The sequence below is a fragment of the Streptomyces sp. NBC_00631 genome (genome assembly GCF_045206895.1).
Classification (GTDB): Bacteria; Actinomycetota; Actinomycetes; order Streptomycetales; family Streptomycetaceae; genus Streptomyces.
In genome coordinates this window covers 6,255,384-6,277,896 of the sequence record NZ_CP107734.1, presented here as the reverse complement: position 1 = coordinate 6,277,896, position 22,513 = coordinate 6,255,384, and the positions used below count along the sequence as shown (strand labels likewise).

Sequence of the window (22,513 nt, the reverse complement as noted above, 5' to 3'; positions counted from 1 at the left end):
TCGGCCCGGACTGCCGCGGCGGGGACGGCCACAGCGACCACGCGGCCGGCTCTGCGGCTCGTGGCCGCCGCGGCGGGGCTGGTGGGCGCGCTCGCGCTGACCGCGTGCAGCGGCGGCTCCGGCGGCTCCTCGGCCACCCCGTCGGCCACGTCGTCCGCTGCCGCCACCGCCACGGCCGGTTCGGGCAGCTCCACGGCCTCCTCCGACGCGCTCCAGGGCAGCTGGATCACCACGAGCGGCGGCAAGATCGTCGCGCTGGTCGTCACCGGCAAGGAGGCCGGGCTCTTCGAGACCGGCGGGTCCGTGTGCAGCGGGACCGCCGGTGAGGAGGCCGGGATGCGGATGATCCATCTCACCTGCACGGACGGCAGCAAGGACCGGGTCACCGGAATGGTCGACTCGGTCAGCAAGAGCGGCATGAAAGTCACCTGGTCCGGAAAATCGGGCGAGGAGACCTACACCAAGGCCGAGGGCGGCAAGCTGCCGTCGGGGCTGCCAACCGCGGGCCTTGGGCAGTAAGGCCCTGTCCGACCGCCGCGAGGTGGGCTCCCGCCCGCCCGCGCGGGTCCACGTGTGCGCATCGTTCACACGTCCAGGGCGGGGGCGGGCGCGCGTGGCCCGGGCCGGGGCGTGATGATGCTGGGACACCGTCACGACCTCGATGGGGAACTGCTCATGCGCGTCATTCCGCTCACCGTCACCGCTCTCGCCGCCGCCCTCGCCCTGACCGCCTGCGGTGGCGGCGGCTCGGGCTCCAGCGGCAAGAACAGCTCGACCTGCGAGATCGGCAAGGTATCCGTCCAGGTCGGATCCGCGAGCGTCGCACCGGCGGCGGGGGACACCGGTGAGGTTCCGGTGAGCATCACCAACCAGAGCGCGCCGTGCACGCTGGACGGCTTCGCGGGGGTCACGCTGAAGGCGGGCGGTACGTCGGCGGTGGTCGCCGCGCAGTCCGGGGCGAAGACCGAGAAGCTCAAGCTCGCCAAGGGCGACTCCGCGACGTTCTCGGTCAGCTACGTGCGCGGCAAGGACGGCGACCAGGCGAGCCTCGCGGCCACGTCGATGACGGTGTCCCTGCCGGGGAGCGACGCGACCCAGAGCTTTCCGTGGAAGTACGGGGCGGTGGCAGGTAAGGGATCGGCGGAGAAGGTGAACGCCGCGGTGGGGGCGTTTCAGCAGGCGGGGGACTGATTCGGGGGGACCGGCGGGTCGGGATTCGGCTTTCCGCCGGTGGGGGCGTGCCGCGCCCGCGCGGCGAAGCCGCATATCGGATACAGCCCCGCGCCCCTGACGGGGCGCTACCGGTCGGGATTCGGCATTGCGCCGGTGGGGGTTGAGCGTCCTTCCTCGGGATGGGGTGTGGGTCAGGGCAGTGGGGTGTGGGCGTGGACCTGGGCCCGGTCTGCCGCTCTTGTGCCCTCTGTCCAGCCCGCTTCGTCGGTGGTTCCGCGCAGGCGGGTCGTGGTGGTGGCGGGGAACATCTGGTTCAGCCGGTCGGTCACGGCTATCTCCCGCGTGGCCAGGACCGGGAGCAGGGCCTGAGGTGCCTCGGTCTCGGCCACCGCCGACTGCGCGGCTGCTCTGAGGCGGTCGCCGACCCGGTGGGCGTAGGCCGCCAGGAAGGACTGGCGGAAGGTCTTCGTGCGCTTGCGGCCGCCCGCCCGCTGCGCCGCCTCCGCCTTCGTCATCGCGTGTGTGGCCTGCACCAGCAGCGAGGTGTGGAGCAGCTCGACCGCCTCCAGGTCCGCCTCGAAACCGACGACCGTGGAGAAGGCCAGCGGCTCGTTCCACACCGCGCGGCAGTGGTTGGCCGTGGCGACCGCGTCCAGCAGCACCGCCTTGGCCTGCTCGTACGGCGGCTCGACCCCGATCCGGCAGGCACCGGGGGTGTCCGGCGCGGGCGCCCCGGCGGCGAGCAGCGCCTCGTCGACGCTGTGCCGGGCCATCAGTTCCTGCGCCTTGGCGCTGAGCGCCTCCGCCTCCTCCGGGTAACCCGTCGCCTCGGCCTTGGCGAGCAGCGCGCGGATCCGGGTGAGCATGCGGGACGCGGGCCGGTGCGCGGCGGCGCCGGGGCCGGGTTCGTCGAGGGGCTCCAGGGCGGGCAGCCGCAGCAGCAGCCGGTACAGCTCCAGGACGGCGGTGGCGTGCGAGAAACGGTCGCCCACGCGCGCGTCGCCGTCCCCCTCGGGCAGCGCGTCGAGCTGCGCCTGCCAGCGGGGGCCGCGCGGCCGGTCGTCCGGCACCTGCGCGCGGATCAGCCCGGCGGCCAGCCGGACGTGCGCGCCGTCCAGTTCGCGCCGCACCAGTCGTACGACGTCGGCGGGCTGCCAGCCGCGCCGCCAGGCGGCCGCGACGAACTCCCGGCCACGCTGTGCGAGTTCCACGTCCGCGCCGGAGTCGGCCGCGAGGAGGGACGCGCCCGTGTCGAGGCCGGAGTCGGTGTCGCCGTACAGGGCGCTCTGGAAGGCTCGGTGGACGGTGCTGGGTCGGCTGCTGGTCACGTGTCGATCGTGCCACGCGGCGCCGACAACGGGCTGCGGCCGTCCACACCCTGTGGACAACTGTCCGAGACGGCGAGGGTTCGAGTGTCAACCGAGGGTTGACAGCGAAGGGGCGTCAACCTAGGGTTGACACATGGCTACCAACCCGAACATCACGGCATCCGTACGCCTCGACGACCTCATCGCCTCGATCAAGAAGGTGCACCCCGAACCCCTCGACCAGCTCCAGGACGCGGTGATCGCCGCCGACCACCTGGGCGACGTGGCCGACCACCTGATCGGCCACTTCGTCGACCAGGCCCGGCGCTCGGGCGCGTCCTGGACCGAGATCGGCAAGAGCATGGGGGTGACCCGGCAGGCGGCGCAGAAACGCTTCGTGCCGAAGGAGTCCGCCGCCCTCGATCCCGGCCAGGGCTTCGACCGCTACACCCCGCGCGCGAGGAACGTGGTGATGGCGGCCCACAACGAAGCGCTCGCGGCCCGCAACCCCGAGGGCCGCCCCGAGCACCTGGTCCTCGGCCTGCTGGCCGAGCCGGACGGCATCGCGGCCAAGGCGATCCTCGCGCAGGGCGTCCCGCTGGACACCGTGCGCCAGGCGGCCACGGCCGCGCTCCCGCCGGCCGCCGACGACGTCCCCGACCTCGTCCCCTACGGCCCGGAGGCCAAGAAGGCCCTCGAACTCACCTTCCGGGAGGCCCTGCGCCTCGGCCACAACTACATCGGCACCGAACACCTGCTGCTGGCCCTCCTGGAGCACGAGAACGGCGACGGCGTCCTCAGCGGGCTGGGCATCACCAAGCCGGCGACCGAGGAGTACATGATCAAGGTGCTGTCGCTGCTGCTGGAACAGAAGAACGCGGCGGCCGAGGCAGCGGGCGCGGCGGAGGCGGCGAGCGACTCGGAGGAGGGCGACTGAAGAACCCGGTGGCGGGCTGAACTCCCAGGTCAGGGCGATTGTCAGTGGCGGGTGCCAGACTCGCGGCATGACCGACCGGTGGGCTCTCGCTCCGGCCGAGGACGGTGGCGTGGACGTCGCCCCCCTCGGCCCGGACGGGCTGCTCGCCGGGCCGGTGCGGCGGGAGCCCGATCTCGCCGGGGCGGTCAGGGGCCGCCCGGAGGTGACACGCTGGGTGTGGCGGTCGACCACCGAGGTCTACCCGCGCCTGCTCGCCACGGGGGTGCGAGTGGAGCGGTGCTACGACATCGAGGACGCCGAGACACTTCTGCTGGGCCACGAGGGGCGGTCCGGCGAGCCGCGTTCGGCCGCCGCCGCCCTGGCCCGCCTCCGCGGCGGCCCCGTACCGCCCGACCCGCCGCAGCGCGCGGCCGAGCCGGGCGCGCAGTCCCCGCTGTTCGAGCCGGAGGGCACCGGCCGCCTGACGCTCGACGAGCTGCTCGCCGTCTACGCCGAGCAGCAGCGCCGGCACGACCGGGCCGAGCACCCGGACCGGATGCGGCTGCTGACCGCCGCCGAGTCGGCGGGGATGCTGATCGCCGCCGAGATGAACCGCGCGGGCGTGCCCTGGAGCGCCGACGTCCACCGCGAGGTGCTGCGCGAACTGCTCGGCGAGCGGTACGCCGGCGGCGGCGAGCCGCGCCGCCTGGCCGAGCTGGCCGACGAGGTCTCGGCCGCGTTCGGCAGGCGGGTGCGGCCGGATCTGCCGGCCGACGTGATCAAGGCCTTCGCCCAGGCCGGGATCAAGGTGAAGTCCACCCGCCGCTGGGAGCTCTCGTCCGTGGACCACCCGGCGGTGAAACCGCTCCTGGAGTACAAGAAGCTGTACCGGATCTGGGTGGCGCACGGCTGGACCTGGCTCCAGGACTGGGTGCGCGACGGCCGGTTCCGGCCCGAGTTCCACGCGGGCGGCACGGTCACCGGGCGCTGGGTGACCAACGGCGGGGGCGCGCTGCAGATCCCCAAGGTGATCCGGCGGGCCGCGGTCGCCGACCCCGGCTGGCGGCTGGTCGTGGCCGATGCCGACCAGATGGAACCGCGCGTGCTGGCGGCGATCTCCCGCGACCCCGGGCTGATGGAGGTCGCCGGGCGGGAGAGCGACCTCTACCAGTCCGTCTCCGACCGTGCCTTCTCCGGCGACCGCCAGCAGGCCAAGATCGCCGTCCTCGGCGCGGTCTACGGCCAGACCTCGGGAGACGGCCTGAAGAACCTGGCCGCGCTCCGCCGCCGGTTCCCCAAGGCGGTGGCCTACGTCGACGAGGCGGCGCGGGCGGGCGAGGAGGGCCGGCTGGTGCGCACCTGGCTGGGCCGCACCTGCCCGCCGGCGACCGGCGCCGGCGAGGGCACGGAGGAGGCGGGGATGCCCCAGGAGGAGCCGGAGGAGCAGACGGCCGAGGGCTGGGTGCCGGGTTATGCCTCCACCAACTCCCGTGCCAGAGGCCGCTTCGCGCGCAACTTCGTGGTGCAGGGCAGCGCCGCCGACTGGGCCCTGCTGATGCTCGCGGCGCTCCGCCGCACCTGCGCCGACCTGGCGGCCGAGCTGGTCTTCTTCCAGCACGACGAGGTGATCGTGCACTGCCCGAAGGAGGAGACCGAGGTGGTCGTGACGGCGATACGGGACGCGGCGGACCTGGCCGGGCGGCTGACGTTCGGGCAGACACCGGTGCGTTTCCCGTTCACGACGGCGGTGGTGGAGTGCTATGCCGACGCGAAGTGATCAGCCACCGGATCCCAGCAGGCCGCGCAGCTCCGCGAGGACGTCCGGCTCGTCCGTGCCGTCCAGGGCCGCGAGAGCCTCGCGCAGGACGCCGTACGCCTCGCCGGTACGCCCCTGCTCACGCAGGAGCAGACCGAGTTGGTGGCGGGCCAGACCGCCGCTGTAGCGGTCGGCACGGGCGTCGGCGCGGCGCAGGAGTTCGGCGCACTCGCGGTGGGCGCGGTCGGTGCGGCCGAGGGCGCGCAGTGCGCGGACCAGGCCGAGGCGGGTCTGGGACTCGCCGTGCCAGTCGCCGTGGCCGCCGAGGATGCGCAGGCTCTCCTCGAAGTGCGCGGCGGCGGCCGTCGGTTCGCCCAGACTGAGATGGGCGTACCCGATGTTGCAGTGCGCCGAGTGCTGGACGATGACGGCGCCGATCGCGTCCCCGATCGCCAGTGAGCGCCGGTGCTGCTCGATGGCGGCGCGCGGGTCGGTGTGCTCGTAGAGGTTGCCGAGATGGCTGTGGGTGACGGCCTCGCCGTAGGGGTCGTTCAGCTGCCGGGAGTAGTCCAGGCTCTGCCGCAGCGCCTCGCCCGACTCGTCGTACCGGCCGAGCCCCTCCAGCAGCAAGCCCCGGTTGTTCAGGCCGCGCCGGATCCGGGACACCGCGCCCAGCCGCCGCCAGAGGGCCAGCGCGCCGTCGGTCAGGGCGAGGGCCTCCCGCTGACGGCCGGTGAGGAAGCGCAGCCCGGCGAGGTCGCCCAGGGCGTAGGCCTCGGCGGGCTCGTCACCGAGGCGGCGGGCGGCGGCCAGGGCGGCGGTGCCGAGCACCTCCATCTCGGCGACCCGGCCGCTGCGCAGGACGTAGGGGTAGAGGAGCCGGACGAGTGTGGAGAGGTAGGCACTGATCCGGGTGTCGGCGGTGTCGGCGTACCGCTCCACCAGGGCGACGATGTTCTCCAGCTCCATGTCGCCCCAGGCGAAGGCGTGTTCGGCGCACTCGAAGCGGGGCAGGGCATCTGCGTACGGCTGGTGTTCGAGGGGCTGGGCGGTGGTGGGCCGGCGGCGGTCGCCCTGGTCGAGGCCGGGTTCGAGGATCGCGACGAGGGCGCGTTCGGCGACGGCGGCGAACCAGCGCAGGGCGGTGAGCGCGGCCTCCGTGCGATCGGGGCGGTCGGGGCCGCCGGCCGCCCCGGCCAGCTCGCGGGCGAAGTCGCGCACCAGGTCGTGCGGGGTGTAGCGGCCGTAGGCGGTCTCCTCCAGGAGGGCCACGTCGACCAGCCGGTCCAGGGCGGCCTCGGCACGGCGCTCGTCGGTGCCGGAGAGCCGGGCGATCAGGGGGGCGCCGTAGGTGGGCAGGTCGAGCGCGCCGATGTGGCGCAGGGCGCGGGCGGCGTCGCGGTCCGTGGCGCGGTCGGCGGCGGCGAGGGCGTCATGGGCGACGGCGAGGGAGCGCCGGACACTCAGGTCGTCGTATTCGAGATGCCGCAACCTGCCCTGGGCAGCGGCCAGTTGACCGGCCAGCACGTCGGGGGTGAGCGCGCGGCGGGCGGCGAGGCGGGCGGCCACGACGCGCAGCGCGAGCGGGAGCCGGCCGGTGAGGCCGACGAGCGGGTGGGAGTCGTCGATCTCCGCACGCCCGCTGACCGCGCGCAGCAGGGCCGCACTGTCCTCGCCGGTGAGCGGGCCGAGTGGGAAGCGGCGGGCGCCGTCGAGCGCGGTGAGCGGGGAACGGCTGGTGACGATCACCGCGCAGCCGGGGCCGCCGGGGAGCAACGGCCGCACCTGGGCGGCGTTCGCGGCGTCGTCGAGCAGCAGCAGGGTGCGGGTCGGCGCCAGCAGGGAGCGCAGCAGCGCGGCGGCGGCGTCCGGGTGTTCGGGGATGTGCCGGGGGTCGGCGCCGAGGTCTCTCAGCAGCGCGGCGAGGGCCTGGCCGGGGGTGAGCGGGGGCACGCCCGGGGTGGCGCCGTGCAGGTTGACGTAGAGCTGACCGTCGGGGAAACGATCCCGCACCTGATGCGCCACGTGCAGCGCGAGGGCGCTCTTGCCGATGCCGGCCATACCGGTGATCACGGCGACGGGCGCGGGCGTGGGCGCAGCCGCGAGGGCGGGGGCCGGGGCCGGGGCCGGGGCCGGGGCCGGGGCCGGGGCCGGGGCCGGGGCCGGGGCCGGGGCCGGGGCCGGGGCCGGGGCCGGGGCCGGGGCCGGGGCCGGGGCCGGGGCCGGGGCCGGGGCCGGGGCCTCGGCTTCGGCGGGAGTGTTCCCACCCGCACCACTCGTGACGGTTTCGTCGTCGGGTGCGGGTGGCCCCTGTGGGGCGAGATCGCCGTCGGCGGCTGCGGAGGCGGGCGGTGGCGGGGTGAGGGTGTGGGTCAGTTGTTCTCGGGTGGTGGTGCGGCCGGTGAAGTGGGCGGGGGGCGGGGGGAGTTGCGCGGGCCGGGGGAACGGGAAATCGTCGCGCGTAGAACCAGGGGCGACTGGTCCGGCCACGGGCTGGTCGGGCTCCGCTCGTTCGTCGGCGCCTTCGGCTTCCGGCTGACGGCCCGTCGACGCACCCCTCAGGGCCGGGGGGAACTGCGCGACCGGCCACAACGCGCCCGCACCCGCACCACCCTCGTCACCCACCCCGTCACCGGCGACGGCCGCGCCCGGCATGCCCTCGTCCGACGCACCCTGGTGCCGAATGCCCCCGCCGGACGCACCCTCGTACCGCACGCCCCCGTCCGACGCGCCCTCGTGCCGCACAACCCCGCCGGACGCGCCCTCGTGCCGTGTCCCCTCCCCCACCATGCCGCCGCTTCCCCGCAGTACCTCCAGATGGGTACGGCGTACCGCTGGGCCCGGTTCGATGCCGAGTTCGTCTCGGAGGCGGTTGCGCAGGTCGCGGTGGACGGCGAGGGCCTCGGCCTGGCGGCCGGTGTGGTGGAGGGCGAGCATGAGCTGACGGTGATAGGCCTCGCGGAACGGGTGCTCCGCGACGAGTGCCGCCAATTCCGGTACGAGACCGCTCAGTCGGGGTCCGCCGAGGGCGAGCTCCGCGTCGTAGCGCCACTCCAGCACGAGCAGCCGGGCCTCCTCCAGGCGCTGCACGAAGGCGAAGCCGCCCAGTTCGGCGGGGAGGCCGCCGAGCGGGCTGCCCCGCCAGAGCGCGAGGGCGTCGGCGCAGGCGCGCAGCACCGGCGCCCACTCCCGCCGCCCGTGCGCCGCGCGTGCCTGGGCCACCAGGGCGTCGAACACGTCGACGTCCAGTTCACCGTCGTCGACACGCAGCAGGTACCCGGGCGGTACGGCCCGCAGCCGCTCCGGGTCGTCCAGGAGCCGGCGCAGCCGGGCGACGTGGTTGTGCAGCGAGGCGCGCGCCGACACCGGGGGCGCCCCGCCCCACAGCGCCTCCCTGAGCGACTCGACGGAGACGACCCGCCCGGCCTCAAGCAGTAGCGCGGCGAGCAGCGTGCGCACCTTGGGGCTGCCGATGGAGCGTACGTCGGCCGCGTCGTAGAGGACCGGCGGTCCCAGCAGTCCGAACCGCAGCTCGTACCGCCGCATCACTCCGCCCATCGCCTTCCCGCACGGCGGACGTGCCCGCCGGTCCTGGATCCTGGCGGAATTCCATCCCGTAGGGGACGAGTTCCGGCCACCTTCTCTGTGCCGGTCGGAGCAGGAAACGCTGGGTTTCCGGCCCACTCCCGGAGTCGTACGACAGCTTCGCGCCAACCGGTTGGCGACCGCCGGGAGAACCACTGGCCACATGTTAGCGATTCGTTGGCGAGCCCTGATGTGATCTTCGCATCGGACCGGGTTCGACGGCGCACGCGTAGATCGCGTAACTCGGGGGAGTGTCGCCGCAGGCCCGGCTCCGGGGACGCGAGAGGGTTCCGGTCGGCGGAGGTGAACGACCGGGGCCCTCGTCCCGTCTCCGGAACGGATTCCCCCATCCCCCGCTTCCCCCTTTGCCGGATTGCCGGATTGCCGGGTTTTCGTGGTCAGATGACTGGTGGGCGGCCCAGTCGCGTGAGCTGCCAGACCGTGCGCCAGCGCATGGGCCGGCGCTCCCCGGCCGGTTCGCGCAGCCCCTCGGCGAAGCCCGCGAACCAGGCCCGCAGCCCGCCCGTCGAACGGGTGCGCAAAAGCGTGATCAGTATCCAGACGCCCAGGTGGACCGGGATCAGCGGCAGGGGCAGCCGACGGCGGGTCAGCCAGACGCGGTTGCGGGCGGTGACCCGGTAGTAGACGGCGTGCCGGGCGGGTGAGGTCCGGGGATGCTGGAGGAGCAGCTCGGGCGCGTAGAGGATCTTCCAGCCGGTGTCGGCGGCCCGCCAGGCGAGGTCGGTCTCCTCGTGCGCGAAGAAGAACTCGGCGGGCCAGTCACCGGTTTCGGCGAGCATGTCCATGCGCAGGGCGTGCCCGCCACCGAGGAACCCGGTGACGTAACCGCCGCGCATCGGGTCGGCGTTGCCGACGCGGGGCACGTGTCGTCGCTGTGTCACGCCGTCCTCGTCCGCGATCCGGAAGCCGACGATGCCGAGCCGGGAGTCGGCGGCGAACAGATCCCGGACCTGCCGGAACACCTCGACGTCGACGAGCAGGCCGTCGTCGTCCAGTTCGACGACGACGTCCACGTCACCGAACGCGCGCAGGGCGGCGAGGGCGACGTTGCGGCCGCCGGGGCAGCCGAGGTTGTCCTCGACGTCGACGGTGGTGACCTCGCCGGGCAGGTCGAGGCGGCGGGCGAACTCGGGCAGCCGGCAGCCGTTGCCGACGATCACGATGCGGCCGGGAGCCAGGTCCTGCTTGGCAACGGACCTGAGCAGGGCGTCGACTTCGTCGGGCCGGTTCCCCATGGTCACCACGGCAACTCCCAGCCTCGGCTCCGCCATGCCCTTCACCTCATCCGGCCGACGACGGTGCCGGCGCCCTGACCGCGCGACACTCACCGTTAACCACGATGTTGCCCCAGGTGCGGTGGTAGTCCTGACTTCGGTTTTGTTTGCGGCCCTTTTACGGTGATTTTTATTGGGCAGGACGAACCTCTGCCCCGGCCGCGCGTTGCGACACCCTGCCTGCCGGGCCGACGCCCGGCATCAGGTCCGGCTCGCGGCTTCTGGAACGGAACCAGGCGAGGAGCGCACCACCGCCTCCTCGACGGCGCCCCGCCTGGCCGGACTGCCCGAAGTGGCGTCGGTGCGCAGGGAGTCGAGGGCAGGGGCGATGGTGCGGCCCTGCTCGAAGTGTTCGATGACGCGCGGGTTGATGTACGAGGCGCGGCAGACGGCCGGGGTCTTGCCGAGGTGGTAGGCCCCTCCCGAACTGCCCGCAGCGAGGCCCGCTTTCGGGCGGTCACGGCCTTTTCGGCCGCCGGGGCCGAGACGGCGAGGGCGACGGCCGCGAGGACGGTGGCATGCCAGGTGCAAAAGTCCTTCTCGGTCTGTGTCCGGCGGGGGCGGGTCGCCGGTTCTCAGGTGCGTGGTCCGCCCCGGCCGAAGGCTCCACGGTCCCGGCTCGCGCGGCACAGCAGCCGTGCGCCCGGGTGGTCGCGCGGGAGTGACTCCAGGGCGGGGAGCCGGCCGGCCAGGCCCTTCGGGGCGAGCCGGCCTTCGGCCCCCCTTCACAGCGGGAGCGTCGAGGCGTCGTTGAGACGGACCGCGCACTCCAGCAGCAGGGCGTGGACGAACGCCTGGGGAAGGTTGCCGCGCAGCTGGCGCTGACGCACGTCGTACTCCTCCGCGAACAGCCCGGTCGGTCCGCACGCGGCCCGGGACCGTTCGAACCAGCGCAGCGCGCTGGCCCGGTCGCCGAGGTGGTCGGTGGCCAGCGCCATGGTGAACCCGCAGAGCAGGAACGCCCCCTCCGCTTCCCCCAGGGGAGCGTCCGAGGGGACGAAGCGGTAGAGGTAGCCGTCCTCGGCCAGCTGCTCCTCGATGAACCGCCGAGTGAGCGCGTTGCTGGGATCGTCGGCGGGCAGGCAACCGCGGGCCAGCGGGGTGAGCAGGGCGGCTTCCGGGCCGTCGTCGTCCGGGGCCCTGCGCCACCGCCCGTCGGGGCGCAGACAGCGGCGCCGGGTCTCGGCGAGGATCACCTCGGCGGTCGCCGCACAGCGTCGCGCCGTCGGGCCGCCCGGCAGCGCCGCGGCCAGGCGCCGCAGCCCGCACACGACGCTCAGCCGTGACTGGGTCCACCAGCGGTCGTCCAGCTCCCACAGCCCGGCGTCCGGGCGTGTCCAGTTCCGCTCCACGGCGTCGAGCGCGACGGCGGCCGCTCGCTCCGCCTCGGGTGTCAGCACGCCGTGGTGAGCGGCCGCGGCGAACAGCTGGAGCGCTTCCCCGAACACGTCGAGCTGGAACTGCCTGCCGGCCTTGTTCCCGATGCGGTCGCTGCCGCCGGGATAGCCGGTGAGCGGCAGTCGGCGCTCCTGCGGCACCGGGCCGCCGTCGACGGTGTACGCCGGGTGCAGACCCTCGCCGTCGGCGAGCATCCGTTCCGCGGTGAACCGTACGGCGGTGTCGAGCAGTTCGTGCGGGCCGTGGGCGGCGACGGCGAGGCCCGCGTAGCACTGGTCGCGCAACCACGCGAACCGGTAGTCGTAACTGCGTCCGCTGTTGGCGCGTTCCGGCAGCGACGTGGTGGCGGCGGCGACCATGCCTCCGGCGGAGCTGGTCAGGCCGCGCAGGACCGCGTAGGCGTGCCGGGCGTCACGCGGTGCCGCGAGCCCGGAGCAGTCGGGGACGGCTTGCCGCCATGCCTCCTCCGTCCGGGCCCACAGCCGGTGCGGGTCCGGCGCGGGCCCCCCGTCGCCGGACGACAGCTCCAGGACGACGTCGTGCTGCTCGCCCTCGCGCAGCCGGAACCGGCCGCTCAGACCGGGCCCCGGATCCCAGGCGGCCGTCGGGGCACCGGTCAGCCGCATGTGCAGGTCGCCGGCCTTCGCGGTCCACAGCTCCCCCTCCAGCCGGGGGTTCGACACGCGGTCGGCACCGAATCCGGGACGCGGGTCGAGCGTGAGCGCGAAGCGTGCCTCGCCGCGCTCCACGCGCATGCGGCGCAGCAGCACGAGCCGATCGGTGGACGCGGGCATCGCCAGGGCGTCGCGGCACTCGATCACGGCGTCGGCGGTCAGCCAGCGGCTCACATGGATGAGGGTGCCGTCCTCGTAGTAGCCGCCCCACACGTGCCAAGGGTCTTCGGGCTGGATCCCGAAGTGGCCACCGCCGCCGATGAGCGCGGAGAACACCGCGTCACTGTGCCACCGGGGCGCGCACAGCCAGACGACGCGCCCCTCCGGATCCACCAGGGCTCCCCGTTCCCCGTCGGCGAGGACCGCGTAGCCGCGCAGCACCCACGGCGGACAGCCACCGTCAGCCGTCTTTGCCTGCTTGCCTGTTCTCTCCATGGCACCCAGAGTTTCCCGATGCCGCGCGTCCTCACAGCCTGGTTTCCCAGGCTGGTGAGCGGCGGCGACAGTGTCCTGATCGTGGCGTCGGCCCGGCGCCCCTGGGCCGGCGCCTGAGGACGGCAGGCGGGGCCGGGGCCGGGCAGGGTCGGTGTCGTTGACGGCTTGTGCGGCAGGAGCAGGCCGATGAGCCGGCTGCCGCCGGGGGGCTCTCGTCCAGCTGGGGGTCAGCCGGTCCTTGGCGGCCGTGGTTGACCCGGTCATGTTGCGTGGTGCCTCGTCATGCTGTCCGGTGACGTTTTTCCTGATCAGAGGACGTACGGCAGGTTGACCTGCGCCGCCCCGTGCTGCACGGTCCGAAGGCGTCTGTCCACGTGCTGTCCACCGAACGGTGCAGCCGGAAGTGGGTCGGTGGCTGGCATTGCGAGGCTGCAACATAGCCCCTGACTAGGCCAGGCGATGCATGAGAGCGCTTGGCCGACCCCGACCAAACCACCTTCGTCGCTGTCGGCCTGATGACGACTAGCGCCTATGGGGGGCCGCCTACGTAGCGGCCGGCGCTCTCGGCCGTGTCGCACGCCGCACGGTGGGGGCGGCACCAGTGTGCAGCACGACCAGCAGCGGCCCATGCATATTGCCTGCGCCGCTGCTAAAGTGAAGGCATGACCGCGATCACGATCCGGGATGTCCCGGAGGACACAGTCAACGCCCTGAAGGTACGCGCCGCACAGGCGGGCAAGTCGCTCCAGGCGTACGCCCTCGACGTTCTCTCTCGGGAAGCCGCCAAGCCCACCCTCGCCGAGATGGCCACCCGCCTGGAGCGCGAAACCCGCACCGAGCTCAGCACGAACGACATCCTCGACGCCATCGAGGACGGGCGGAACCGACGTTGATCGTCGTTGACTGCTCCAGCCTCGTCCACTTCCTCCTCGATCACGGCAAGACCGGCAGCGCGATCCGTGAGCGGGTGGGCCGCGCCGAGAGCCTCGCGGCGCCAGGACTGCTGGACTACGAGATCACCTCGGCCGTCTTCGGGCTGGCCCGCGGCCGTCGAGGGGACGAACCGAAGATCACGGGAAAGGAAGCACAGAAGGCGATCACCGACTACCAGGCTCTCGCCCTCGACCTGCACCCCACGCTGGTCCTGTGGCAGCGCGTACGCGAACTGTCGAACAACCTCTCCGTCTACGACGCGCACTACGTGGCCCTCGCCGAAAGCCTTGGTGTCCCGCTGATCACCAGTGACGCCAGAATCGAGCGCAGCGGCACTGCGCGCTGCAGGATCGAGACCTTCGAGGCGTCCAGGACCTGACCGTCGACACCAACGCGCAGGGTTCCACAATCCGTGAACGGCCTGTGGCTGCTCGAGGCGCTCGCCGAGCGGCACAGGCGAGGCGCTACATCTGGAGCGTCCATCCACTCGCAGCCTCCTCACGGTTCCCCCTTGTGTGATCAGCGACGATCCTCCATCATCAGGAATCCTGATACTTTAAATTTGCAGCAATGGGACGGGTCATGTCGTTCAAGCCCAGAATCAAGGCCAGAGGTGTCCAGCTGTTGCTCGGCGGAGTGATGAGCCGCGTGCACAAGGATCTGCGCTTCACCGACATCCCAAGGCGCACGGAATCCATCCAGGTGGAGACCGGCGCCGGACCGGTGACCTGTACCGTCTACCGCCCGCCGGCCGCCACCCCAGCCCCTGCCCCCGTGTACGTCAACTTCCACGGCGGCGGGTTCGTGATCGCCCGCCCCCAGCAGGACGACCACATCTGTCGCTACATAGCCGCCACGGCCGGCTGCGTCGTGATCAACGTGGACTACGCCGTCGCCCCGCAGCGGCCGTACCCCGTACCCGTCACCCAGGCGTACGACGTCACCGCCTGGGTGGCCGAGAACGGTACCGCCAACAACTGGGACGGCTCGCGACTCGCCGTGGGCGGACACAGCGCCGGGGCCAACCTGACCGCCGCGGTCTGCCGCACCGCTCGGGACCGCGGCACCTCCACGCCCCGCCTCCAGATCATCGACTCGGCACCGCTCGACCAGCTCGCCGACCCGGCCACCAAGCGGTCACCCATCGCCAAACCCCTGCTCACCCCTCAGCTCATGCGGGTCTTCACCGCCGCCTACGTCCCTGATCCCGCCGACCTTGCCCATCCGCTGGTGTCGCCCGGACTGGCCGACGACCTCGCCGGACTGCCGCCCGCCCTGGTCATCACCGCGGAGAACGACCGCCTGCGCGACGAGGGCGACGCCTACGCCAAAGCCTTGGAGGCCGCTGGCGTTCCGGTCATCCACCATTGCTTCGAGGGTGTCGACCATTACTTCACCCACACCGGCCCGGTACCGGCCGGGAAGGAAGCCATCGATCTGATGGCCACCACCCTGCGCACGGCACTCTCCGCCTGACCGCTGGCAGAGGCCGACAGCCCTTGTGACAACACGCTGCCCATGTGACACCTGCCGTGCTTCGACTCAGCCGTACGCGGCTTGCGACTGGGGCCGGTCTCGCGGCCGGGGTCACACGAACGTACCTGCCAAGCCGGGTTCAGCGCCTTCGACAAGTACCGGTTCGAGGGCGACCCGGTACCGGTACTGCTGGACGAGATCGCCCGGCGGATGGTCCCGCTGTTGCCCTCAGGCACCGAGGTGCTGTCCGGCCTGGAGATGGGCGGGATCCCGGTGGTGACCGCGCTCGGCCGACACACGGGTCGCCCTGCGCGTCCGTGCGCAAGCAGGCCAAGCCGTATGGCACTTGTCGTCTCGCCGAGGGGCGCCGAGGTCGCGGGCCGACGGGTGCTGGTGGTTGGGGATGCGGTCACCAGTGGTGGACAGATCGTCCTGTCCACTGCGGACTTGCGGGGCATGGGGGCTCCAGGAGGCCCTGTGCGTGATTGACCGTGAGCAAGGCGGCGCCGGTGCCCTCGCGGCCGAGGGCATCGCGCTGTTGTCGCTGCTGACGGCCGGGGATCTGCGGGCCGCCACCGCTTGATCGACGGCGGGGTTGGAGGTCGCTCGGTCGCGTGTGTCTCGGCGATGGCGCCGCGGGTGGAGGACTCGTCGGCGATGCTCTTCTCCGGTGAATGCGGCGATGGGCGCCGGCTGACGATGTTGGCGAGGGCAACTGCGGCTGGTGAGATGGATCAGCTCGCCTCGGCCGGGGTCAGAGGGATTGTGCCGCCGCGCTCTGGCGCAGCACGTCGTAGCCGACGAACTCGAACATGCGGGTGCCGACGCGCAGGGGCCCAGGCGCGTCGGCGAACCGGTGCACGCCAACGCCGAAGCCTGCGTCCGGTTCGGACAACCACTGCAGTTCAAACCCCTGCCCGTCGAACCATTCGCAGATCAGCGGCACTCGGTCGGGCTCAGCACGGTGCCGAGTCCAGATGACGGTGCCGCCGGTCTTGCACAGTTGCGCGCAGGCCTTGATGGTGCGCTCGATGTCGGCGTCGGAGATGTTCCCGAAAACTCCGCAGACCAGCACGAGATCTGCGGGCGCCAGGTCCTGGTACTGGTCGATGAGTGACGCGTCGCCCGGCACCACCTCGACATGATCCAGGCGGGCCCCGCGAGCCGTCGCCGAGGCCGCGACGGTGTTGCGGCGGTCCAGTTCGACAAGCCTCGCTCGCACATCGTGGCGCCTGGGGTGATCGGCAAGGACGTGGAGGAGGTCCCTGCCGTCTCCGGCGCACAAGCTGATCGCCTTCAGCGGTCCGGCCGGGGCATCGTTCAGGGCAAGGCGGATTTGCTCCTGAACGGTCCGCAGCCGCCGTGCCATCCAGGAGTCGGCCAGGGCGTACTTGTCGTGCCAGGCATTCCAATCCATCGCCGCACCCTACGGTCGCCCACCTGCCACAGACGATTCAATCTCAGCTTGATCTTTGTGGTCTGGCCTCACCTGTCCTGTTTCCGTGCCGTCAGTTGGAAGAGTCGAGCCGTGTGCATGTAGGGCGGACGTGCTGTGGTGGCGAGTTCCAGTTGCTCAAGGTCGGCGTAGAACACCGGGTCGTGTTTTCGCGCGTCGTCGGTGATGTAGTCGCAGAAGCTGCGGACGCCGTAGTGGTGCACGTCCTGGCAGCCAAGGCTTCGTAGGACGGGGATGATCTCCTCGGCCGTGTGAAGGGTCAGCGCCGAATCGAACATCTGGGTCCGGGCCTGGTGAGAACAGCCCGCCGTACTTCAGTGGGGCGAGGGCCGTGGCAAGGGTGCCCGGCACATCGTCCACGTACGGGAGGAGGTTGTGGCACAGCACCACGTCGAACTCCCCATCGGCGAGATCGGCAGGCAGAGCCGTCACGTCGGCCTGCACGCAGGTGATCAACCGCGTCAGGCCGGCCGTCGAAGCCCGCTCAGTCGCGGCGGCGAGCATGGCGGGGGCGTAGTCGACGATGGTGACGTGGTGCCCGCGGGCTGCGAGGCGCACGGCGTCACCGCCGGCGAGGTCGAGTATGCGCAACGGCCCGCCGTCGCCGTCGAGATGACGGGCCAGGTTTGCCTCGGCGATCGCGTAGCGCAGACGGCCCCAGGGGGCGTCCTGCCACTCCTGCCAGGCGGTCATCGCGGTGTCGAACTTCTCTGCAGCTTCAGGCATCCGGTGACAACAGCTCGAACAACGTCCCGAACCGTGTCACTCACCTGGGAGTCAGAAGCTGTGGCTGAAGCACCCCGGTGGCAAGTTCCCCGAGACCCGGGCGACCTGCCTGGGAGGTACTGGGCTGCCCTATCGTGGGGCGCCATGAGGGTCTTGATCATCGGCGGCAGCGGGTTTCTGGGAACGGAGCTTGTGCGCCAGGCGGCTGGCGCAGGCTGGGAGACGGCGGCGACGTACTGTTCCCGCCCGGGCAGCATGCCCGGAGCCTCGTGGTACCAGCTCGACCTTCGCGCCCCCGGGCAGATCGATGAGGTACTGGCAGCGGCAGCTCCCACTGCCGTCATCAATGCGACGAGCGGAGGGAGCGACTGGACGGTCACCGCCGACGGCTCGTTCCGCGTGGCGGCAGCCGTGACGAAGCTCGGTTGCCGCCTGGTCCACGTCTCCAGCGACGCCGTGTTCTCGGGTTCCCGGATCCACTACGACGAGACCTGCCTGCCGGATCCCCTCACCCCTTACGGTGCGGCAAAAGCCACCGCCGAGACCGCTGTGCGGCTGCTCGCGCCGACCGCTGCGGTCGCACGCACCTCGTTGCTCATCGGACAGGGCGGAGTACACGAGCGCATGGTCCACGCCCTGGTTGCCGGCACCCGCGATGGCGTCCTGTTCACCGACGACATCCGCTGCCCGGTGCACGTCGAAGACCTCGCCTCCGCTTTGCGGGAACTCGCCCTGTCCGACCAGGCCGGGATGTTCCACCTTGCCGGAGCGGACGCCCTCAGCCGACACGAACTCGGCGTTCTCATCGCCCGACGCGATGGACTCGACGCAACCCGGCTGCCTGCCGGACGCCGAGCCGACACCCCCATGCCCGGGGCCCTGGACGTCCGCCTCGACAGCAGCGCCACCCAGGGACGCCTGCGCACACGGCTGCGTGGAGCGCGAGAGTTCCTCCAAGCCCGGTAAGGGAGCGGCAGACCTCGCCTACGATGCATGGATCTTGGACGTTGGGATGGTGTCCGGTGCGAGGTAGGGGATGAGTTCCCAGCTGACGGCGTATCACGCCGGGCCACGGTCGGCGTCAGTGCAGCGGTTGGTGTTCTTCGACCTGGACAACACCCTGGTGGACCGGCAGGCGGCGTTCGCGGCGTGGGTGACGGAGTTCGCAGAGGAGCGCGGGCTCGGACACGAGGCCGTGCCCTGGCTGAAGGCCGCTGACGGGCAAGGCCACGGACCTCGTGATCAGTTCTTCCGTGCGGTCCGGGAACACTTCGGGCTGGCAGAGCCCGCCGAGGAGTTGTGGGCAGGGTTCCGGGCCCGGATGCCGGAACTGGTTCGGTGCGACCCGGAGGTGCTGGAGGGCCTGTCGCAGCTCCGGGCGTCGGGCTGGCGGGTGGGCATCGTCAGCAACGGGATGGCCGACAATCAGCTGGCGAAGATCGAGCGGTCGGGTGTGGGCGAGAGAGTGGACGCCTGCTGCGTCTCCGGTGAGGTGGGCATCCGCAAGCCCGATGTCCGGATCTTCGAGCTGGCCGCCGAACGGTGCGGGACGAATCTGGCTGCCGGCGGATGGATGATCGGCGACAGTCCCGAGCACGACGTCGCGGGTGGACGGGCGGCTGGGCTGCGGACGATGTGGATCGGCAGGCAACAGGCTTGGCCGACCGGCGAGCCGCATGCCGACCGGACGGTTCCGGATGCCCTGGCCGCGATCAGTCTTCTGCTGGACGCGTCCAGGTAGACCTGCCAACCACGATCGCGGCTGCAACAGACGACGCTCCGAACAATCCAGCCCGCGCTGATGTCGACGTCTGTCACAAAGCTACAACCAGGACGACGCCCGTCCTCCTCCCCGGCCGCGGAAGCTCCCGGCGCAGTCCGAAAGTCAGTGATGCTCTCCTGACGGAGCATCAAGCACGCTCGTCCACCGACCGTCCACCGGAACCACCGCCACGGAGACCCTTCCGAGGGAGCAGTACACTAAAACCGCAGGTCAACGCCTTATGATTGGCCACTGGCGACATCTCGTGGAACCGCAACCTACGCATTGCGACGCGTAGACCACGAGTGTCCGATTAGCCGGATTCCAAGGTCAATGAAACAAAGAAACCCCAGGTCAGAGGCCTGACCTGGGGTTCACCATGGAGCCGCTTTCGGGATTCGAACCCGAGACCTACGCATTACGAGTGCGTTGCTCTGGCCATCTGAGCTAAAGCGGCGCGTCGCCCGCACTATGGTGCGATCAGCGACGTCGGTAAGTCTACACAGTTTCCGGGGTGCTCCGTACACGCCCCGGAGCGGGGGGCGCCGGGGCCCGTAGCAGGGCTATGAGCAGCGCTTTCCCGCTGTCGGAGGGGTGCCGTTGAGGAGGTAGGTGTCGATCGCGGAGTCGATGCAGGCGCTGCCCCGGCCGTAGGCGGTGTGGCCGTCGCCGACGTAGGTGAGGAGGCGGCCCGAGGAGAGCTGGCGGGCCAGGGACTGGGCCCACGGGTAGGGGGTCGCCGGGTCGCGGGTGGTGCCGACCACGACGATGGGGGCGGCGCCCTTCGCCTCGATCCGATGCGGCTCCCCCGTGGCCCGCACCGGCCAGTACGCGCAGTTCAGCGACGCCCACGCCAGGTTCGGGCCGAACACCGGGGATGCCTTCTCGAACTCGGGCAGAGCTTTCTCGACCTGCTCGGGGCCGGTGAAGGCCGGCGGCAGGTCCAGGCAGTTCACCGCGGCGTTGGCGGACATCAGGTTCGAGTAGCGGCCGTCGGCGTCCCGCTCGTAGTAGCTGTCGGAGAGCGCGAGCAGACCCGCGCCGTCGTTGTCCTTCATCGCCGTGTGCAGGGCGTCGCGCAGTTGCTCCCACTCCGTCTGGTCGTACATCGCCGCGATCACGCCGGTCGTCGCGAGGGACTCGGTCAGCTTGCGGCCGTCCGGGTCGCCGGTCGGGATGGGGTGCGCGTCCAGCTTCTGGAAGAACGCCCTGAGGTCGTCCGCGATCTGCGCCGGCGTGCTGCCCTTGGCACCGAGCGGGCAGTCGGCGCGCTTCGCGCAGTCCCTGGCGAAGGACTGGAACGCCGTCTCGAACCCCGCCGTCTGCTCCAGGTTCAGCCGGCGCGCGGACAGTGACGGGTCCATCGCGCCGTCCAGGACCATCCGGCCGACACGTTCCGGGAACAGGCCCGCATAGGTCGCGCCGAGGAAGGTGCCGTACGACGCCCCCAGGTAGTTCAGCTTCGGGTCGCCGAGCACCGCCCGCAGGATGTCCATGTCCCGGGCCGAGTCGACGGTGGAGACATGGCGCAGCAGCTGTGCCGAATGCGTCCCGCAGGCTTCCGCGAAGGTCTTGTACTCCCCGACCAGCCGGTCCGCCTCCTTCTGGTCGTCGGGGGTCATGTCGGTCTCGGTGAACGCGTCCATCTGCCGCCCGTTCAGGCACTGGACGGGCTCACTGCGGGCGACTCCGCGCGGGTCCACGGCGACCATGTCGTAGCGCGCCCGCACCTCGGCCGGGTAGCCGATGCCCGCGTACTGCTGGAGGTAGTCCACCGCCGAGCCGCCCGGCCCGCCCGGGTTGACCAGCAGCGAACCGAGCGGCTTCGTCTTGCCGGTCGCCTGCTTCCGGGCGACCGCCAGCCGGACGTCGCCCGCGCCGGGCCTGGCGTAGTCCAGCGGGGCCCTCATCGTCGCGCACTGGAATCCGGGGACGCCGCACTCGCGCCAGGTGAGCTTCTGGTCGTAGTACGGCGCCAGCGCGGACGGTGTCGAACGGGGCAGCGCGGCCAGCTCGGCGGTGCCGGCCGACGTGGACGCCGATGTCGACGTCGACGCGCTTCCCACGGAGGAACAGGCGGAGGCGAGCAGGGCGGTGGCCGAGAGCAGGGCGGCCGCCATGGCCCGGGTGCGGGCCATGGGTCGAATTGTGGTCCGGCGGGGGATTCGCCTGATGTGCATCAATCGAGCGTAACGCCGAGAAATGATCTCCGCGCCGTGCGTGCGGACTGTGGCTCGTACGGGTGACGCCGGTCAACGCCGTGCATCCGCCCGCGGCCCTGGAGTGGCGCCGTCAGCCCGCTCTGAGCGCCATCGTCATCGCCTCCACCGCCAGCAGCGGCGCCACATTGCGGTCGAGAGCCTCCCGGCAGGCGGCGATCGCCTCGATCCGGCGCAGCGTGGCCTCGGGCGATCCGGCGCGGGCCAGCCGCTCCAGGGCGTCCTCGGCGTCCTCGTTGGCGATCGCGACTCTGGACCCCAGCTGGAGGGCGAGGACGTCGCGGTAGAAGCCGGTGAGGTCGGTGAGGGCCACATCGAGGCTGTCCCGCTGGGTCCTGGTGCGGCGGCGCTTCTGCATGTCCTCCAGGTCCTTCATCACGCCCGCGGTGCCGCGCGGCAGCCGCCCGCCCTGGGCCGCGCCGAGCGCCGTCTTCAGCTCCTCGGTCTCCTTGCCGTCCATCTCCTCGGCGAGCTGCTTGGCGTCCTCCGCCGCGGCGTCCACCAGCTCCTGGGCCGCCTTCAGGCACGACCCGATCTCGTCCAGCCGCAGTGGCAGCTTCAGCACGGCCGCGCGGCGCTCGCGGGCGGCCGGGTCGGTGGCCAGCCGGCGGGCCCGGTCGACGTGGCCCTGGGTGGCGCGGGCGGCGGCCGCGGCCACCTGGGGCTCGATGCCGTCACGCCGGACGAGCATGTCGGCGACCGCCTCCACCGAGGGCGTGCGCAGGTTCAGGTGGCGGCAGCGGGAGCGGATCGTGGGCAGCACGTCCTCCACGGAGGGGGCGCAGAGAAGCCAGACCGTGCGGGGGGCGGGCTCCTCGACGGCCTTGAGGACGGCGTTGGCCGACTTCTCGTTCAGCCGCTCGGCGTCCTCGACCAGGATGATCTGCCAACGGCCGGTCGCCGGGGCCGTGTACGACTTGCGGACCGTGTCGCGCATGTCCTTGACCAGGATCTCGGCGCCGACGGCGGCGACCGTGGTGACATCGGCGTGGGTGCCGACCAGGGCGGTGTGGCAGCCGTCGCAGAAACCGCAGCCGGGGACGCCGCCCAGCGCGCGGTCGGGGCTCACGCACTGGAGAGCGGCGGCGAAGGCCCGCGCCACCTGGTTGCGGCCGGCGCCGGGCGGGCCGGTGAACAGCCAGGCATGGGTCATCTTCGACGACTCCGGCAGCGGCTGCCCGGTGGCGGCGGCGGTGACGAGGGCGTCGGCGTCCCGGGCGGCGGCGGTGAGCACCTCACTCACCCGCTCCTGCCCGACGAGGTCGTCCCACACGGTCATGGGTCACGCCGCCCTTTCGTCATACGTACCGGTCCGGACACCGCCGGTCTGATGGTCCGTCCACCACCGGCTCCGGACTCGACCGGCTCCGGATTCCAACGCTTCGGATTCCAGCGGCTCCGA

General features: G+C 72.0%; 17 protein-coding genes, 1 tRNA gene and 1 pseudogene. 9 read left to right on the top strand and 10 right to left on the bottom strand.

All coding sequences use genetic code 11. The features are described 5' to 3' along the window. Positions 1-51 precede the first annotated feature (51 nt). Positions 52-519: a hypothetical protein gene (locus tag OHB00_RS28800; RefSeq protein ID WP_406446019.1), complete on the top strand. Its 468-nt coding sequence runs from the start codon at positions 52-54 to the stop codon at positions 517-519. 156 nt (positions 520-675) lie between these two features. Further along, entirely contained in the window at positions 676-1,191 is a 516-nt protein-coding gene (locus OHB00_RS28795) for a DUF4232 domain-containing protein (protein ID WP_406438901.1), read from the top strand. A 173-nt stretch (positions 1,192-1,364) separates the two neighbouring features. Here the strand turns inward: OHB00_RS28795 and OHB00_RS28790 are convergent, their stop codons facing one another. Beyond that, positions 1,365-2,501 carry a DUF2786 domain-containing protein gene (locus OHB00_RS28790; RefSeq protein WP_406438899.1) on the bottom strand — a complete coding sequence of 379 codons (1,137 nt, stop codon included), beginning with the start codon at positions 2,499-2,501 and terminating at the stop codon, positions 1,365-1,367. A gap of 133 nt (positions 2,502-2,634) precedes the next feature. Here OHB00_RS28790 and OHB00_RS28785 point away from each other — a divergent pair, with 133 nt between their 5' ends. Then, entirely contained in the window at positions 2,635-3,417 is a 783-nt protein-coding gene (locus OHB00_RS28785) for a Clp protease N-terminal domain-containing protein (protein ID WP_406438897.1), read from the top strand. Between the two features lie 67 nt (positions 3,418-3,484). Next, the gene (locus tag OHB00_RS28780) at positions 3,485-5,173 is read left to right on the top strand and encodes a bifunctional 3'-5' exonuclease/DNA polymerase (RefSeq protein WP_406438895.1); all 1,689 of its coding nucleotides are present in this window, start codon (positions 3,485-3,487) and stop codon (positions 5,171-5,173) included. Here OHB00_RS28780 and OHB00_RS28775 read toward each other — a convergent pair whose 3' ends face one another. The 3 genes from OHB00_RS28775 to OHB00_RS28765 form a co-directional block, all read right to left on the bottom strand. Continuing rightward, positions 5,174-8,710, bottom strand: a complete 3,537-nt coding sequence (locus tag OHB00_RS28775; protein WP_406438893.1) for a BTAD domain-containing putative transcriptional regulator — start codon at positions 8,708-8,710, stop codon at positions 5,174-5,176. A 425-nt stretch (positions 8,711-9,135) separates the two neighbouring features. After that, the gene (locus tag OHB00_RS28770; RefSeq protein ID WP_406438892.1) at positions 9,136-10,029 is read right to left on the bottom strand and encodes a glycosyltransferase family 2 protein; all 894 of its coding nucleotides are present in this window, start codon (positions 10,027-10,029) and stop codon (positions 9,136-9,138) included. Positions 10,030-10,757: 728 nt separating this feature from the next. Beyond that, positions 10,758-12,539: a glycoside hydrolase family 15 protein gene (locus OHB00_RS28765; protein WP_406438890.1), complete on the bottom strand. Its 1,782-nt coding sequence runs from the start codon at positions 12,537-12,539 to the stop codon at positions 10,758-10,760. A 662-nt stretch (positions 12,540-13,201) separates the two neighbouring features. Here OHB00_RS28765 and OHB00_RS28760 point away from each other — a divergent pair. The 3 genes from OHB00_RS28760 (at position 13,202) to OHB00_RS28750 (ending at position 14,948) form a co-directional block, all read left to right on the top strand. Beyond that, positions 13,202-13,432, top strand: a complete 231-nt coding sequence (locus OHB00_RS28760) for a FitA-like ribbon-helix-helix domain-containing protein (protein WP_406438889.1) — start codon at positions 13,202-13,204, stop codon at positions 13,430-13,432. Further along, on the top strand, positions 13,429-13,851 hold the full coding sequence (locus tag OHB00_RS28755) for a type II toxin-antitoxin system VapC family toxin (RefSeq protein ID WP_406438888.1): 423 nt from the start codon (positions 13,429-13,431) through the stop codon (positions 13,849-13,851). The genes OHB00_RS28760 and OHB00_RS28755 overlap by 4 nt, the downstream gene beginning before the upstream one ends. Before the next feature lie 203 nt (positions 13,852-14,054). Continuing rightward, entirely contained in the window at positions 14,055-14,948 is an 894-nt protein-coding gene (locus OHB00_RS28750; protein ID WP_406438887.1) for an alpha/beta hydrolase, read from the top strand. A 754-nt stretch (positions 14,949-15,702) separates the two neighbouring features. Here the strand turns inward: OHB00_RS28750 and OHB00_RS28745 are convergent. The 3 genes and pseudogenes from OHB00_RS28745 to OHB00_RS28735 form a co-directional block, all read right to left on the bottom strand. After that, positions 15,703-16,365 (bottom strand): class I SAM-dependent methyltransferase, encoded by a 663-nt coding sequence (locus OHB00_RS28745; RefSeq protein WP_406438885.1) that lies wholly within the window; start codon positions 16,363-16,365, stop codon positions 15,703-15,705. A gap of 68 nt (positions 16,366-16,433) precedes the next feature. Beyond that, on the bottom strand, positions 16,434-16,682 hold the full coding sequence (locus OHB00_RS28740; RefSeq protein ID WP_406446380.1) for a hypothetical protein: 249 nt from the start codon (positions 16,680-16,682) through the stop codon (positions 16,434-16,436). 79 nt (positions 16,683-16,761) lie between these two features. Then, a pseudogene (locus OHB00_RS28735) lies at positions 16,762-17,097 on the bottom strand (class I SAM-dependent methyltransferase); the annotation flags it as partial. Between the two features lie 177 nt (positions 17,098-17,274). On the opposite strand from OHB00_RS28735, the gene OHB00_RS28730 reads away from it, so the two are divergent. Together OHB00_RS28730 and OHB00_RS28725 are read left to right on the top strand one after the other, a co-directional pair. Further along, the gene (locus OHB00_RS28730) at positions 17,275-18,096 is read left to right on the top strand and encodes an SDR family oxidoreductase (RefSeq protein WP_406438884.1); all 822 of its coding nucleotides are present in this window, start codon (positions 17,275-17,277) and stop codon (positions 18,094-18,096) included. Positions 18,097-18,166: 70 nt separating this feature from the next. After that, positions 18,167-18,871 (top strand): HAD family hydrolase, encoded by a 705-nt coding sequence (locus OHB00_RS28725; RefSeq protein WP_406438882.1) that lies wholly within the window; start codon positions 18,167-18,169, stop codon positions 18,869-18,871. 401 nt (positions 18,872-19,272) lie between these two features. Here the strand turns inward: OHB00_RS28725 and OHB00_RS28720 are convergent. The 3 genes from OHB00_RS28720 to OHB00_RS28710 form a co-directional block, all read right to left on the bottom strand. Beyond that, positions 19,273-19,349: transfer RNA gene (locus OHB00_RS28720), tRNA-Thr, on the bottom strand. A gap of 106 nt (positions 19,350-19,455) precedes the next feature. Continuing rightward, positions 19,456-21,072 (bottom strand): alpha/beta hydrolase, encoded by a 1,617-nt coding sequence (locus tag OHB00_RS28715; RefSeq protein WP_406438881.1) that lies wholly within the window; start codon positions 21,070-21,072, stop codon positions 19,456-19,458. A gap of 112 nt (positions 21,073-21,184) precedes the next feature. Further along, entirely contained in the window at positions 21,185-22,390 is a 1,206-nt protein-coding gene (locus OHB00_RS28710; RefSeq protein ID WP_406438880.1) for a DNA polymerase III subunit delta', read from the bottom strand. Positions 22,391-22,513 lie beyond the last annotated feature (123 nt).

Coding starts and splice junctions, on each gene's coding strand:
- OHB00_RS28795 (WP_406438901.1), top strand. CDS start 676: ATGCGCGTCATTCCGCTCACCGTCACCGCTCTCGCCGCCGCCCTCGCC.
- OHB00_RS28785 (WP_406438897.1), top strand. CDS start 2,635: ATGGCTACCAACCCGAACATCACGGCATCCGTACGCCTCGACGACCTC.
- OHB00_RS28780 (WP_406438895.1), top strand. CDS start 3,485: ATGACCGACCGGTGGGCTCTCGCTCCGGCCGAGGACGGTGGCGTGGAC.
- OHB00_RS28775 (WP_406438893.1), bottom strand. CDS start 8,710: ATGGGCGGAGTGATGCGGCGGTACGAGCTGCGGTTCGGACTGCTGGGA.
- OHB00_RS28770 (WP_406438892.1), bottom strand. CDS start 10,029: ATGGCGGAGCCGAGGCTGGGAGTTGCCGTGGTGACCATGGGGAACCGG.
- OHB00_RS28765 (WP_406438890.1), bottom strand. CDS start 12,539: ATGGAGAGAACAGGCAAGCAGGCAAAGACGGCTGACGGTGGCTGTCCG.
- OHB00_RS28760 (WP_406438889.1), top strand. CDS start 13,202: ATGACCGCGATCACGATCCGGGATGTCCCGGAGGACACAGTCAACGCC.
- OHB00_RS28750 (WP_406438887.1), top strand. CDS start 14,055: ATGTCGTTCAAGCCCAGAATCAAGGCCAGAGGTGTCCAGCTGTTGCTC.
- OHB00_RS28745 (WP_406438885.1), bottom strand. CDS start 16,365: ATGGATTGGAATGCCTGGCACGACAAGTACGCCCTGGCCGACTCCTGG.
- OHB00_RS28740 (WP_406446380.1), bottom strand. CDS start 16,682: ATGTTCGATTCGGCGCTGACCCTTCACACGGCCGAGGAGATCATCCCC.
- OHB00_RS28730 (WP_406438884.1), top strand. CDS start 17,275: ATGAGGGTCTTGATCATCGGCGGCAGCGGGTTTCTGGGAACGGAGCTT.
- OHB00_RS28725 (WP_406438882.1), top strand. CDS start 18,167: ATGAGTTCCCAGCTGACGGCGTATCACGCCGGGCCACGGTCGGCGTCA.
- OHB00_RS28715 (WP_406438881.1), bottom strand. CDS start 21,072: ATGCACATCAGGCGAATCCCCCGCCGGACCACAATTCGACCCATGGCC.
- OHB00_RS28710 (WP_406438880.1), bottom strand. CDS start 22,390: ATGACCGTGTGGGACGACCTCGTCGGGCAGGAGCGGGTGAGTGAGGTG.